The sequence below is a fragment of the Acidithiobacillus concretivorus genome (genome assembly GCF_018853445.1).
Classification (GTDB): domain Bacteria; phylum Pseudomonadota; class Gammaproteobacteria; order Acidithiobacillales; family Acidithiobacillaceae; genus Acidithiobacillus; species Acidithiobacillus concretivorus.
Genome location: NZ_JABELD010000015.1, coordinates 20,751 through 35,168, shown reverse-complemented (window position 1 = coordinate 35,168; position 14,418 = coordinate 20,751). Strand labels below are relative to the sequence as shown.

Below are 14,418 nucleotides of genomic sequence, written 5' to 3'. Positions count from 1 at the left end.
ATCGGTGATATTGACAACCCCATGCAGCGAGAATGAGGTATCCTGAATCTCGTGGACAGATCCGGTGTGATCGTGAACGCTCGAAGCTGGCCAGTCGCAACGTATTACTCGCGCTGCGCTATTTTCACAGCGGTTCCGGTATTCCCGTCGCGGCCTTTAACCAGCGTCTGGCTACGTTCGAATCAATGGCTTTGCCAGCGGGCAAATGTCGGTTGAGCCAGTCTGTAAAGGAGCCTTGGACCTGCTCGAAAGGGCGATCGGCCATTTGCCCGTAAATCTGCAGGTAATCATGTCCGCCATCATGGCCCAGTAACCAGGGTTGATCGACAATCAGGACCGGAGTTCCTGCCGGAACGCGCGCAAATAGTGCTTCGATGTTTTCAGGATAGAGGCGGATGCAGCCATGACTGACGCGCATACCGACCCCCCAGGGCTTGTTGGTGCCATGGAGCAGATAGCCGGGGATGGCCAGGCGCAGGGCGAACAGTCCCAGTGGATTGTCGGGGCCGGCAGGAACCACTGCGGGCAAAGGATCTCCTTTTTCTGCATGTTCCTTGCGAATGCTTTCCGGTGGTGTCCAGCTGGGGTTTGCCACTTTGGTGGTGATGCGGGTCTTGCCCAAGGGGGTCCCCCAACCTTCGCGACCTACGCCGATGGGATAGGTAATGACTTCCGGGGCCTGTCCAGCGACGGTGGGCGGATAATAAAATAACCGCATGGCCGCCAGATTGATCACTATGCCCTGACGTGGGGCATCGGGCAGCACATATTCGCCGGGAAGAATGATACGGGTACCAGCACCCGGTAACCAGGGGTCCACCTGTGGGTTTGCGGCAGTAATCTGGTCATAACCCAGGTCATATTTACGGGCAATGTCGGATAGTGTGTCTTCATGTCGGGCGCTGATGCTCTGGATAGCACCGACCATATTGTCTCCAGGGGGTGGCAGCAGATACGTACTGCTCCAGGCGGGAGCACTCAAGACGATCAGCATTAAACCGAAAAAAGACCGGATAACTGCGGATCGATTTATGGGCATATGTCTGTCCTTGAAAACAGGGTATAAATTTTACCATAGCGCAAAAAATGACTGCGCTGCTGATGCGGAAACAGTTCGCCCATGCCGTAGGCCCCCAGCATGGGCAAATCGGGATATTGCTCGCGCCAGATACACAGATCTTGATCTTCCTGACCAAAAAATGCCGCATCCCGACCAATGGAGCTGGAAATCCAGGCAAAGGTGGGCTCTTGGGTGCTGGCGGATAATTGTTCCAGAGCGATGCGGGTGTCACGCTCGGCAATGGCAGGATCGCGCAGGCTGAGAAAGGCCCGTGAATTTTCCGCCAGTGGTCTTTCCAGCCAGAGCCCGCTTCGATTCAGGTCGGTGGCACGAATGTGCAGTAATTCCGGCGGAGCACCAGGATCAGCATCTGCGCGAATCTCCCCCATGAGCAGGCGTTCCAGGGGCAGACGACTGTCTTTGCGAATGCTGACTGGAATATTCTGGGCCAGCAGGGGAAGCGCCAGATAACGTTCCAGCTGCAGCAGCAAGCTACCTTCCTGAAGATGAACCGGGAGTGGAGCACTCAGGGTACGCAGTCCTGCGGACCAGACGCTTTGGGGCGGCTGGATGCCCTGAAAGGCAATTTCCAGAATATTCCGTGGGCTAGCTTGATACCAGAAGCGCCCACTGCGACTGCTGAGACTGCCAAAGCGGGGTAATTGTTGCAACCATTCGCCCTGGAGGTGCTCCAGCCTTCCCCAACAAAATGTCGCCAAGTCGGCGTCGGGAAGCTGGGGCGTAAAACCCAGCGGCGCGCTCAGGAGGAGAACGGCACAGGCATTTTCCCCCAACGCCGCATCTCTTTCGGTAAATACCCCCGGAAAGGTCCCTGTCGCAATTTGCAGGCAGGACAGTGCGCGCATCTGGGACTGCAGTAATGCAGGACTCACCGGAGCAAGGGTGGGACTGAACAAAAACAAAGCGGCAGTGATGGCTTCACCAGAGAGTTTTTCGCGGGCCTCGGCAATGGCCGACTGAAGCAGTTCTCCGGCTGGCCGGTTACCGCGTGCGAAGCCGCTGGCTACTGGCTTTGATGGGCCCACAGTACCTTGTCAGGCCAGGCGCAGCAACTGAACAGCGCGCAGCGTTCACAATGCGGGCGGCGTGCCGTACAGGTATAGCGGCCATGGAGGATGAGCAGATGGTGAGCATCCTGAATATAAGCAGCAGGAACCTTTTTGAGCAGAGCCTGTTCTACGGCGAGGGGGGTTTTGCCTGGAGCAATGCCTATACGATTACCTACCCGGAAAATGTGGGTATCGACAGCGATGGTGGGTTGCCCAAATTGGGTATTGAGTACCACATTGGCGGTTTTTCGACCCACGCCGGGTAGTGCTTCCAGAGCATGACGATCTGCGGGCACTTCGCCGTGATGCTGAGCAATCAGCTGCTCGGCCAGCCCATGCACATGGCGGGCTTTGGAATTGAAAAGTCCGAGGCGACGAATATGATTTTTAATGCCTTCTTCACCGAGTGCGGCCATGCTGAAGGCATCGGGCGCTTCTGCAAATAAAGTCGCCGTACACAAATTAACCACCTTGTCGGTACTCTGGGCGGAAAGAACTACGGCTACCAGCAACTGAAAGGCGCTGGCATACTGCAATTCGGTTTTGGGTTCGGGGATGCTGGCGCGGAGTGCGACAAAGCACTGCTTGATGTGTTTGGCATCCATAGCGCTAATTTGAAAATTGGGGGCTGAACTGGTGATCCGGCCCCCGATTATTTGGCTTAAACGTGACGATAACGACCGATTTCGGGCGCTTCGGCACGGGGATGGTTGGCTGCTACGGCATTGGCTGCGGCAATCCATTCTTCATGGTCATGTTCCAGAGCATGCAGCATGTCATGGTCCAACTTGGGCAAAATGCTGCCTTTGATGAGTTCACCCAGATCCAGCATGCGCGTAGCAATGGCATAACCATGCAGATGGAAGTCATGATCGGCGTGGGTGCCAAAATGATCGCTAGCGAAAAGCACACCCTTGGCGGCGTTGAGATCGGCGTCATTCATGACGTAATCCTTGGCCCATTTGTACCATTCTTCAAAGTATTTTTCCTGGGCTTCAATGCTCCAGTTGTGGGCTTCAAAAAAGGCAAACACAGAAACGCGGTTGGCTTTGCCGGAAAAGGGAAAATGACCTGACATCGTGCGACTCCTCATGCATGTGGGAAAAAAGTCATCGGAGCATTGTAGCGGTTTATGGCTCCGGTGCAACGCAAAAGCTTTTTTGTGGGGATAATGATCTCCAATGACCGCTTGATTCTTCTCAAAATGAGGCGGCCAGAATTTACTGCACAGATTTGCGGCGCTCCAGAATCAGATGATAAAGCGCGAGGTAAGACAAGGCGGCGTGTTCCCAACTATGGTTCCCGGCCATGGCCTGATTCTGGAGATGCCGCCATGCGGATTTTTCCCGGTACAAAGCTGCAGCCCTGAGGACTGCATGGTGGAGATCATCACTATGGGCAAGGCTGAATACGAAGCCGTTGCGTTCTACATCCCGGGCAAAGTCGCCGGCATCGACGACGGTGTCGGCTAGTCCGCCGGTATGATGGACGATGGGCAGCGTCCCATAACGTAAGCTATACATTTGGTTGAGGCCACAGGGCTCAAAGCGCGAGGGCATGAGAAAAGCATCCACACCCGCTTCAATCCGGTGTGACAGCCCTTCGTCAAAGGCGATGCGCACGGCAAGGCGACCCGGGTAAACAGCCGCCAGTTCCTGGAGCCGCTCTTCAAAGTATTTCTCGCCACTGCCCAGAATAACCACCTGCATTCCGCGCTGGAGCAAATCGGGCAAAATATCCAGAACCATATCGACGCCTTTTTGCTCTACCAGCCGACTGATCATGCCCAGCAGGAAAACATCGGGCTGGGCTTCAAGGCCAAGACTTTGCTGCAGCTGGGCTTTGCACTGACTTTTTCCAATCATGCTGCGGGCATTGTAGTGGGCAGGAAGATAAGGATCAGCACGGGGGTTCCAGTGGACTTCATCTACCCCGTTAAGAATACCGGTGAGCTGCGCGGAGCGTTGCTGCAGGAGACCTTGCAGTCCCATACCAAAGGCTTCTGTCTGGATTTCCCGGGCGTAGGTAGGACTGACCGTGCTGATCTGGTCACTGTAGATCAAGCCCGCTTTGATGAAGGAAAAAGCCCCGTAAAGTTCGGTTCCCTGCCAATGAAAATCTTCAGCTGGGAGATGTAATTCTGCCATGATGGCGGAATCAAAGCGGCCCTGATAGGCGAGGTTGTGAATGGTGAACAGTGTGGCCGGTCGCGGGCTTCCTATTCGGGTTTCAAGATCGAGCAAATAAGGGACGAGGCCGGTCTGCCAGTCATTCAGATGAACCAGATCGGGCCGCCAGTCGAGACCGGAGACACGACCCTGAGCCATTTCTACGGCTACTCGATTCAGCAAAGCGAAGCGGCGCGGATTGTCCGGCCAATCTTGACCCTGCGCATTTTGATAGGGACCGCCGTCCCGCTCGTAATAGTCGGGATAACGCAGAAAAAAAATACCGGGCCGGTTCGGCGTTATCCAGAGTTCGGCAGCTTCCTGGCTATAAGGCGTATTCACCGAACAGAACCTGTGCATTTCATTCAGATCCGGACGGCCATACCAAGGGACCAGTATCCGTACATCAACGCCTAGTTGCTGCAAAGCCAGTGGCAAAGCGCCTCCGACGTCGGCCAAGCCGCCAGTTTTGGAGTAGGGAACCATTTCGGAGAGCACGAACAGGACTTGCAACATAGAGGTTTCAGGTTCTTCAATGAGTGACTTGTTGCTAACATATCACAAAACACTTTTTGAATGATGGCTTCAGGTCGCCTATGATCCTCCAATACATAAATCCGCAGGTAAGGAGTGCGTAGTATGGAATGGTGCGAACGCTTTAAGGAATATCGGGATCGGGGACGCTGTGTGGTGTACTTTCCCAACTTGCACGAAGGCGAGGACGCCGAAGCCTACGGAATTTTTCTGTCCCTGATGCGGGTGAAAATGGGCATCATGATTCTTGCCCCAGATCGTGAAGAGCGTTATGAACCGGTATACCGCGACGCGATCAAGTATCATCTCCAGACTATTCGCCACAGCCGTCTGTTTACCAGTTATGTACCGCTGAAGACGCGGGTATATTTTGTGGAAACAGTCGATGTTCGCGATGCCTTTTATCCCTGCGCCGATTTTTGTGTGCCGGGAGGTACGCTGATGGGTGGAGCTGTCGACCTTGCCCAACCCATTGCCGATGGCTGCCCGCTGATTCTGGGTCCAAAAACGCCGGATAATGCGTTACGTCAAGGATTGCTGGCCGCAGGCGGAGCCGTTTGGGCGGAGGATAATAATCAGCTGATTGATCTTGCCAAGGCATGGCTGACTGATCCTGCTGCGGCAAAAGCTGCGGCTGAAAAGGCGCGGGAGTGGTGGCAGCAGCACGGTTAAGGATATTTCAGGATGGCTACCTGCTCACCCTGCTAGTGAAGACGCCATCTTATTTCGCTGGACCAGCTGATCAGCCACAAAAAAATGAGTTGAAAAACGAGCCGGGTATTGAGTATCCAGGGAGCTATATCTGGATATTTTGATGCATGCATTGCCATATAAACATTGGCCGGTGTCACGGCAATGGTTAAACAAAAAAGACCAAACCCGGCATAGGGTCTGGTCTTTTTTGATAGCAACCCCAAGGCCCCGAGCATTTCAAGAAAACCGCTCACATAAACGTCGGCCATATGCCAGGGGATGTAGTCCGGAATTATTTTTGCTTCGCCGCCTGTAAAGATAAAATGTGCCAGGCTACCGATAAAAAACCATATGAATACAAAACTCAAAATTATCTTCTTCACCAATGCTCCCTGTTCTAGTGATTTTTTCAGGCCAGATAGTCATATTTCTGTCATGGCAATGATTACGTGGAATATGCTGACCTGGATGCAAAAAATTCTGCTGCATCCGTCTGCGCAAAAAATACGTATTCATTATATGTCGAGGCTGTTGCCTCCCTGTTGAAGCTGAAAACGGTGTTAAGGAGAATTTAATGAAATATTTTAGATCAGGAATTGCGGTGTTAATGGCAGGATTGGCTGTGAGCCTCGTGGCTCCTTTGGCGGAGGCCGCTCCGAGTGCTGCATCGGTGCAGCGGGCAGATATCAAAATGCCGATTCAAAATCATATTGATGCTTTTGGTGGCAAGTCCGGGGTTAAAGCGCTCATTAATACGTTTGTTGGTTATGTGGCGGCAGATCCCCATATTAATTATTATTTTGCCCATACCAACATCAAGGCCCTGAAATATAATCTGACGCAACAGGTTTGCGAAGTGGTTGGTGGACCCTGTACCTACACTGGCCCGACCATGACTGCAGTACACAAGGGCTTGCACGTTACCACAGCAGCATTCAATTATTTGGCACAGGATATGATCAAGGCGATGGATCAGCGTGATATTGCCAAACCTGCGCAGAACTATCTTTTGGCGCAACTGGCAGCCATGGAACCACAAATCGTTACGGCCAATGGTCCGTTGGGTTAATACACGAGAGATTGGTTATTCAATCAGGTCCTGAAGACTGGGTTTACTTTTAAATTGTCGGTGTTATCTGTGGATGACCAATCATGTCCTTAGCTGTGAGAATGAGCAAATTATTTATTGCCGGGATGACGGGCGTTCTTTCTGCCTGTTCTCCGCTGCAAATTATCAATCGTCTTACCCCAACAAATACCTATAAGGTTACTCAGGGTATTTGTTATCAGCATCAGGCACGCGGGCATCTGGATGTCTATCAACCCGTTCCCAAGGATGGTTATCCTGAACCGGCAGGAGGCTATCCCGTGGTGCTGTTTATTTACGGCGGGGCATGGGATAGCGGCAACCGGCAAGAATACAAGTTTGTAGGAGAAGCTCTGGCCGCCCGTGGTTTGGTGGTGGTCATACCCAATTATCGCATTTATCCACAGGTACGTTATCCTGCTTTTTTAAGAGATAATGCACGTGCTGTAGCCTGGACTTATCAGCACATCGCCGCTTTTGGTGGCAATACCCAGAATTTTTATATCATGGGCCATAGTGCAGGGGCCTATAATGCCGCCATGTTGGTGATGGATCCGCGCTGGCTGCAAACAGTAGGACTCAAGCCGGATATTTTTAGCGGCTGGATAGGATTGGCAGGACCCTACAATTTTTATCCAATCACTTATAAACCGGTCCGCCCCATATTTTTCTACCCGGATTATCCCCCCAATAGTATGCCGATTGATTTTGCCAATAATGCGGATATTCCCCGAACTTTTTTAGGGGCTGCAGTGCATGACAATCTGGTGAATCCGAAAGTGAATACGGAAGTATTGGCGACCATGCTGAAAAAGACGGGGGTCAGTGTCGAGTTGAAAATGTATCGCGGTGTAAATCACGAAGCCTTGATTGGCGCTTTTGCCAAGCCATTACGCTGGATGGCTCCGGTGCTGGACGATGTGGTGGCTTTCATCAAGGAGGGACATGATCAGCGCGTCCAACCATAACCATTAAAAAGCCCCGGTCTGTTGGCAGACCGGGGCTTTAATGAAGCCGGAATAATGAAAAACTTAACTGGCTTTCAGCGACTTCATGAAAATCGTCGCAAAACGAATGAAGAATTTGAGCAGGTACTGGGTGTCTTTGGCGAAGACGATTTTCATCAGGCCAAAAATACCGCCACCCTTGTTGGCTTCATTTTGCATTTCGGTTTTGGTCAGTTCCAGCGCCTTTACAGCCTTGTCAACGCCACCGGCAAATACCGCATCGGAAGGAATCATGGGCACAACTTTGCTCATGACCATGTTGATTTTGCCAACCAGACCGGCCTTCTGCAGGTTGCCGACCAGGGCAAATACTTCAGGTAGCATGTCAATCAGATGGGCATCATGAAGGCCCTGAACAATACCCTTAATGCGATGATTGATACTTTCTGCATCACCCTTAAGCGCTTTGGAACCAATCTGGGCAATTTCCATCCAGATCAGGGCACCCTGGCTGATGGAGCTGCCAATGTGCTGGATGGTGCCGTCATGCCACAATTCGGCAATAAAATCCGCACCGGTACCGAAGGCAATGTTTAGATCGCCGCGCGGCGTGATGATTTCTTCCAGAAGGATGCCTTTGGCTTCCAAAGCCTTAGCGGCAGACTGCAGGGAACCACCTACCGTTTCGGCCACTTTGAGCAGGGAGCCTACGCGATCGGCAAGGCTGTCAGCATCACCCTGGGCCAGGTCTTTGGCGCGCATGGCAATTTTCAGCCATTTTTCGGCCTCTTCGGCAATATCATCGAGCTTGTCCGGAAGGTCGAGGTCAGAAATGATGCCCTTAACGGCGCCAATACCATCTTTCCCTGCTTGCACAAAAAATCCGGCACTGGCCGCATAACCGGCCAGATGTTCCACCTGATCCAGCAAGCCCTCAACCCGACTGACCATGTCCACTGAGCCGTCACCCTGGGTCAGATGCTTAACGCGCATGGCCACCTGCATCCAGCGGTTGCCGCCCGAACCAATGCTGGCCAGCGCATTACCCATATTGGCGCTTTCCAGAACTTCAGGCATGGTATCGCGCAGGGTGCCAATGGCAATATTCATCTGCCCGCCCAAAATTTCGGCCATGTCGAGCATACCGCTCAGACGGGTCTGCAGATCGGGAGCATCACCCTGAATCAGGCGCTGGGCGCGCTTGGCCATCTGGATCCACTGGTCGGCCATTTCCTGAATTTCATCAAGGCGGTCGGGCAAGTCCAATTGACCAACCATGTTGCCAACAACACCTACACCCTGCTTGGCACTTTCTACCCAGTACTGGATGGTGGCCGTGCTGCTATGGATTTTCTGGACCATTTCTTCGGGATTCTCACCGATGATGGGGCACTTCAACTCGGCGCTGAGTGCTGCGATGGAGCTGAAAAATCCGGAGCGTTGTAGATTACCGAGGAGTTGCAGGACTTCTTTGAGCGTTTTGTCCAGTTCGGCTTGCTGGGCGTCATTGATGAGCGCGCGCAGGCGATCCAGCGGCTCTTCATCTGAGTTGCCCTTGACGAAAGACTGTAGGGATTCGGAAATGCCCTGCAGTTTCTCCATATAGGGCTGCATGGTTTCCATCAACTTGTCTGTGTCGATGGCCTGAGGGAGCTCATTCAGGACGTCGCGCAGCATCTGCAGCATGTTTTGCACCTGCAGGGCGGCGTCGCCGACTTTTCCGAGCCCTTCCCACTGGCGTTCGTTGAGACTTACTACTGCTGCTGGTACTGTATTCGCGTTGGCCATGATGCGCTAATCTCCCGCTGAAATAATGCTGCGATAAGTGCTTTTAATATAACAAAGCAAGCTTTGTTAAGACTTGCCTTATTTACCACAAAAAGCGTCCCTTTCCTACCCATGTCAGTGTGCCCTATCATCGTCAACGAGGCTTTTGCAGGCTAATTATTATGCTTTATGGCAGTAAACGAGAAACATATCGGCAGATCTTTCTGGACAGTTGGCAGGCTTTTCGCGAGGGGCGGCCCCTCGAAGGCGTGCAGACCAGGATTGTGGCCGTCATTCTGGATCACCCCGAGTATCAGGCCTTGCTGGAAGATGCCGAACGCGGATTGCACCAGGATTTTTCCCCGGAACAGGGGCAAAGCAATCCCTTTCTGCATATGTCTCTGCATGTGGGGTTGGCGGAAATGTTGGCAATGAATCAGCCACAGGGTATCGTCAATCTTTACGCGACCGCCTGCGAAAAACGGGGTGAACATGATGCCGAACATCTTTTTGTCGACTGTATGGGCGAGATGATGTGGCAGGCACAAAGGGCGGGGGTGCCTCCGGATATGGGCACCCTGCTGGCTTGTGTGCGGCGCGGACTGGCGTTGCCAGATCCGGCTTGATACTGCCCTGAGGGGCATTTGGGAGAAAATTCATGGTAAAAGCAGTGCAATCGACAACAACCGGCGCTGAAAGCATTCACTGGCGTTTGCAGGATCTTTATACGGGCTCTGATGATCCGCGCCTGGAAGCCGATATGCTTTGGGCCAGCAGCGCAGCAGAGGATTTTGCCCGGCAGTATCGACCGGGTTTGGGCGATCTGGATGCCGGTGCCCTGGCCACAGCCATGCACAGCCTGGAGGCCATTCGTCAACGCTTGGGTCGGGTAGGGACTTTCCGGTATCTGAGTTATGTCACCCATGCCGATCAGCCCGCGTATGGGGCGGCGCTGCAAGCTTATGAAGAAGCCGCGACTCAAGTCAGCAATCAGTTGATATTTTTTGATATTGCCTGGAATGCGGTGGATGAAAATCGCGCCGAACAGTTACTTCAGGATCCTGCGCTCGCCCACTGGGCGCATCTGCTCCGCAACTGGCGGCAATATCGCAGTCACCTGCGGAGTGAGAGCGAAGAACAGATTCTTTCGGAAAAGCGGGTAACTGGTCGGGCACTCTGGGAACGCCTCTTTGACGAAACGCTGACAGAGATGCGCTTTAATCTGCGCGGCAAGGCAATGACCGAGCAGGAAGTGCTGACCCTGCTGTCTAATCCCGACAGGACACTACGTCATGATGCGGCAGAGTCCCTGAGTAAGGGGCTGGAAAGCCGCCTGCACACTTTGACGACCTGTTTTAATGCCATTCTGGCCGATAAGGCCCTGGACGACCGGCTGCGTTCATATCCCCATTGGCTCAGTGAGCGCAATCTGAGTAACGAAATTTCCGACAGCATGGTTGAGGCCCTGGAGGCGGCCGTGGTGTCTCGCTACGCTCTGGTGGCCCGCTATTATCGACTCAAGGCGAAACTGCTGCGGGTGGCGCCGCTGATGGACTATGACCGCTATGCGCCCATCTCCAGCTCGGCACGGCGTTACGACTGGGCGGAATGTCAGCGTATTGTGCTGGCGGCGGTCCACGATTTTTCGCCGGAGCTGGGTGCCATCGGTCAACGTTTTTTTGACGAACACTGGATTGATGCGGCTCTGGCACCAGGCAAACGGGGTGGGGCTTTTGCTCATCCGGTGACTCCCGACGTACATCCTTACCTGATGGTCAACTATACCGGTACGGTGCGCGACGTGATGACTGTGGCCCACGAACTGGGGCACGGCATCCATCAGTATCTGGCGCGTGAGCAAGGCTACCTGAATGCCGATACGCCGCTGACTACAGCGGAAACAGCCTCGGTGTTCGGGGAAATGCTGACTTTTGAACGGCTGATGCGCGAGGAGCAGGACCCGCAGCAACGTCTGACCTTGCTCTGCGGTAAAATTGAGGACACCTTTGCCACAGTATTCCGGCAGATGGCCATGCATCGCTTTGAGGTGGTCATGCACAATGCCCGTCGTCGCGAGGGCGAACTCAGCAAGGAAAGGCTCGCCGAGCTGTGGATGCAAACCCAGACTGAGCAGTTTGCCGACAGTATCCAGTTCAGTCCCGGATACCGCTGGTGGTGGAGTTATATCCCGCATTTTATTGGCTCTCCCGGCTACGTGTACGCTTATGCTTTTGGTGAATTGCTGACTTTGGCTTTAATTCAGCGTTATCGGGAAAATCCCCAGGGCTTTGTGCCAGGATACATTGCCATGCTGAAGCTTGGGGGCAGTAAAGCCCCAGCCGAGGTGGTAGCAGAGACCGGTGTTAATCTGGAAGATCCGGATTTGTGGTTAAAAGCCCTGGATTATCTCGCCAGTATGGTGGATGAGGCAGAAGCCCTGGCCGGAGTCCGTTGAGCATGCGTCAGGAAAAAGACAGCATGGGTCTGGTGGATGTGGAAGATACCGCGCTGTGGGGGGCGCAAACCCAACGCTCCCTGAGTTACTTTGCCATTGGCAGCGAGCGGATGCCCATGGCCGTTATTTATGCGCTGGTCAGAATCAAACGTGCCGCCGCTCAGGTCAACCATGAATTGGGTCTTTTGGGCAAGGATAACGCCGATTACATTCAGGTTGCCGCCAGCGAAATTATTGATGGACGCTGGGATGCACAGTTTCCACTGCGGGTCTGGCAGACGGGTAGCGGCACCCAAAGCAATATGAATGTGAATGAAGTGATTGCCAATCGCGCCAACGAACTGGCTGGCCAGGTCCGGGGCACGAAAAACCCCGTACATCCCAATGACCATGTGAATCTTGGTCAGTCTTCCAATGATACTTTTCCGGCTGCCATGCATATTGCCGCTGCATTGGCTGTGCACCAAAATCTGCTGCCCGCGCTAATTCATCTGGAAAACTTGCTGGCGGCTAAAAGCCAGCAATTTGCATCACTGATCAAAGTCGGGCGCACGCATCTGATGGATGCTGTGCCGCTGACTCTGGGTCAGGAGTTTTCCGGGTATCAGGCTCAGCTGCAAATCGGGATTCAAGCCGTTGAGCAGGCTTTGCCCGGGTTGTATGGACTGGCTTTGGGGGCTACGGCTGTGGGCACGGGCCTGAACTGCCATCCTGATTTTGCCAAACAGGCTTGTGCGTACTTGCATGCTGAACTGGGCTTGCCTTTTCATCCGGCAGCCAATTTTTTCGCAGCACTGGCGGGTCATGAAGCGCTTCAGCAACTGAGCAGCAGTCTTCGCATGGTTGCCATGTCCTTGCTGAAAATAGCCAACGATATTCGCTGGATGGCATCTGGTCCCCGGGCGGGCCTGGGCGAATTGCAGATTCCTGAAAATGAACCGGGATCTTCCATTATGCCCGGCAAGGTGAACCCCACTCAGGCTGAGGCGCTGACCATGGTTTGCGTGCAGGTTTATGGAAATGATGCGGCCATTGCCTTCGCCGCATCCCAGGGAAATTTTGAGCTGAATGTTTACAAGCCGCTGATTGCCTACAATATCTTGCAATCCATCGAGCTGCTGGGGGATGCGGCCCAGTCTTTTGCCGAGCATTGTCTGCATGGTCTGGAGCCAGTTACTGAACGCTTGCAGGAAAACATGGAAAAATCCCTGATGCTGGTGACTTCCCTGACCCCCGTGATGGGTTATGAGCGAGCGGCGGTCGTGGCCCAGCACGCCCACTGCAACCATTGTACGCTCCGCGATGCGGTGATTCAGTTGGGTTTTCTCTCGGGAGAAGAATTCGACGCGCAGGTGCAGCCGCAGGATATGTTGTAAGGCCAGACATGCTGATCCGGCGCTGTTATGGAGGATTATCGCCGGATCATGTTATCCTTTGGTCCGGCTAATCCGTCCCGAGCCCGGCATTTTAGGTTTCTAACAGCATTCAGACAGCGCAAGAGGACTTAGAGCATGATCCTGATTTTAGAAGCAGATCTCGCGGAGCAGTCGCCCGTTTTTCAACAGTTGCTGACCCGTCTCAAGGCCATGTCTGATATCCAGTACCGGATTCATCAGGAACAGGGCAGCGAGCAGTTACTCAGCGAAATTTATCTGATCGGTAATACCAAGCAGTTGCGGGTGGAAGACATGGAAGCCTTGCCCGGCGTGAAGCAGGCTATTCGGGTTTCCAAGGAATACCGGATGCTCGGGCGGCATTCTGGCGATCATCGCGCTCAGGGTTTTGATTACAATGGCGTTCATTTTGGGCAGGATAACCTCAATGTATTCGCGGGTCTCTGTGCGGTAGATACGCCTGAGCACGTTGAGCAGATGATGAAAGCGCTCCAGGAAAATGGTCAGGTCTGCACGCGTATGGGTGCCTACAAGCCACGGACCAGTCCTTATGCCTTTCAAGGGCATGGCCAGGCCTGTTTGCCCTATGTGTTTGAGCTTGCTGGTAAATATGGGATGCGGGTGATTGCCATGGAAATTCTCCACGAGTCGCACATGGATGAAATCCGTGAGGCTTTGGAAAAAACCGGTCATCCAACCGGGGTGATGCTCCAAATTGGCACCCGTAATACCCAGAATTTTGAACTCCTCAAGGCCGTGGGAAGGCAGACCGAGTTTCCGGTGCTGCTCAAGCGTGGTTTTGGCATTACCCTGGAAGAGTCCCTCAACGCAGCAGAATATCTGGCCTCAGAAGGAAATACCAAAGTGGTGTTTGGCTTGCGTGGCATGAAAACCAACCTCGGTGACCCCCACCGCAATTTCGTAGATTTTGCTCAGGTGCCCACCGTGAAGCGTCTCACCCGGATGCCCGTGTGCATTGATCCTTCTCATTCCGTGGGCAGTCGTGATGCCGGACCGGACGGAATTCCCGAGGTTTTTCAGGTTACTGCAGAAGGAGTCGTGGCGGGGGCCAACATGATCCTGGTGGATTTTCATCCAGATCCGGCAACCGCTTTGGTGGATGGTCCACAGGCTTTACTGCTGAAAGAATTACCCTGGTTTCTGGAAGATGTCCGTCTGGCCCGGGAAACTTACGAAGAGCGGGTGCTTTTGGCTGCCGCTCAGGGTGTCGCGGAGTAAGCTC

At 53.5% G+C, this 14,418-nt stretch carries 14 protein-coding genes; 7 read left to right on the top strand and 7 right to left on the bottom strand.

Annotation, left to right across the window (positions count from 1 at the left end; translation table 11 throughout):
* Positions 1-124: 124 nt before the first annotated feature.
* The 5 genes from HJG40_RS01880 to glgA form a co-directional block, all read right to left on the bottom strand.
* Positions 125-1,039, bottom strand: coding sequence for a L,D-transpeptidase family protein (locus HJG40_RS01880; RefSeq protein ID WP_215862631.1), 915 nt, complete (start codon positions 1,037-1,039; stop codon positions 125-127).
* Positions 1,030-2,106 carry an FIST domain-containing protein gene (locus HJG40_RS01875; protein ID WP_215862630.1) on the bottom strand — a complete coding sequence of 359 codons (1,077 nt, stop codon included), beginning with the start codon at positions 2,104-2,106 and terminating at the stop codon, positions 1,030-1,032. Before HJG40_RS01875 ends, HJG40_RS01880 begins: the two co-directional genes overlap by 10 nt.
* Positions 2,085-2,735: an endonuclease III gene (gene nth, locus HJG40_RS01870; protein ID WP_215862629.1), complete on the bottom strand. Its 651-nt coding sequence runs from the start codon at positions 2,733-2,735 to the stop codon at positions 2,085-2,087. The genes HJG40_RS01875 and nth overlap by 22 nt, the downstream gene beginning before the upstream one ends.
* A gap of 56 nt (positions 2,736-2,791) precedes the next feature.
* Positions 2,792-3,208 (bottom strand): hypothetical protein, encoded by a 417-nt coding sequence (locus HJG40_RS01865; RefSeq protein ID WP_024892945.1) that lies wholly within the window; start codon positions 3,206-3,208, stop codon positions 2,792-2,794.
* 142 nt (positions 3,209-3,350) lie between these two features.
* Positions 3,351-4,814: a glycogen synthase GlgA gene (glgA, locus tag HJG40_RS01860; RefSeq protein WP_215862628.1), complete on the bottom strand. Its 1,464-nt coding sequence runs from the start codon at positions 4,812-4,814 to the stop codon at positions 3,351-3,353.
* A gap of 123 nt (positions 4,815-4,937) precedes the next feature.
* Between glgA and HJG40_RS01855 the strand changes: the two genes are divergently transcribed.
* Positions 4,938-5,504: a 3-deoxy-D-manno-octulosonic acid transferase gene (locus tag HJG40_RS01855; protein ID WP_215862627.1), complete on the top strand. Its 567-nt coding sequence runs from the start codon at positions 4,938-4,940 to the stop codon at positions 5,502-5,504.
* A 32-nt stretch (positions 5,505-5,536) separates the two neighbouring features.
* Here HJG40_RS01855 and HJG40_RS01850 read toward each other — a convergent pair whose 3' ends face one another.
* Complete coding sequence (locus HJG40_RS01850) at positions 5,537-5,908, bottom strand: DoxX family protein (protein ID WP_215862626.1); 372 nt, start codon at positions 5,906-5,908, stop codon at positions 5,537-5,539.
* 191 nt (positions 5,909-6,099) lie between these two features.
* Here HJG40_RS01850 and HJG40_RS01845 point away from each other — a divergent pair, with 191 nt between their 5' ends.
* Positions 6,100-6,594, top strand: coding sequence for a group I truncated hemoglobin (locus HJG40_RS01845; RefSeq protein WP_226856848.1), 495 nt, complete (start codon positions 6,100-6,102; stop codon positions 6,592-6,594).
* A gap of 83 nt (positions 6,595-6,677) precedes the next feature.
* Positions 6,678-7,580, top strand: coding sequence for an alpha/beta hydrolase (locus HJG40_RS01840; RefSeq protein ID WP_215862625.1), 903 nt, complete (start codon positions 6,678-6,680; stop codon positions 7,578-7,580).
* A 63-nt stretch (positions 7,581-7,643) separates the two neighbouring features.
* Here the strand turns inward: HJG40_RS01840 and HJG40_RS01835 are convergent, their stop codons facing one another.
* Entirely contained in the window at positions 7,644-9,347 is a 1,704-nt protein-coding gene (locus HJG40_RS01835) for a hypothetical protein (protein WP_215862624.1), read from the bottom strand.
* Positions 9,348-9,508: 161 nt separating this feature from the next.
* Here HJG40_RS01835 and HJG40_RS01830 point away from each other — a divergent pair, with 161 nt between their 5' ends.
* From HJG40_RS01830 to HJG40_RS01815, 4 genes are all read left to right on the top strand, one after another.
* A complete protein-coding gene (locus HJG40_RS01830; RefSeq protein WP_215862623.1) occupies positions 9,509-9,952 on the top strand; it encodes a DUF1841 family protein in 444 nt (147 codons plus the stop codon).
* 32 nt (positions 9,953-9,984) lie between these two features.
* Complete coding sequence (locus HJG40_RS01825) at positions 9,985-11,781, top strand: M3 family oligoendopeptidase (protein WP_215862622.1); 1,797 nt, start codon at positions 9,985-9,987, stop codon at positions 11,779-11,781.
* Between the two features lie 2 nt (positions 11,782-11,783).
* Entirely contained in the window at positions 11,784-13,157 is a 1,374-nt protein-coding gene (gene fumC, locus HJG40_RS01820) for a class II fumarate hydratase (protein ID WP_215862621.1), read from the top strand.
* A gap of 135 nt (positions 13,158-13,292) precedes the next feature.
* Positions 13,293-14,414, top strand: coding sequence for a 3-deoxy-7-phosphoheptulonate synthase (locus tag HJG40_RS01815; RefSeq protein ID WP_215862620.1), 1,122 nt, complete (start codon positions 13,293-13,295; stop codon positions 14,412-14,414).
* The last annotated feature ends 4 nt before the right edge of the window (positions 14,415-14,418 follow it).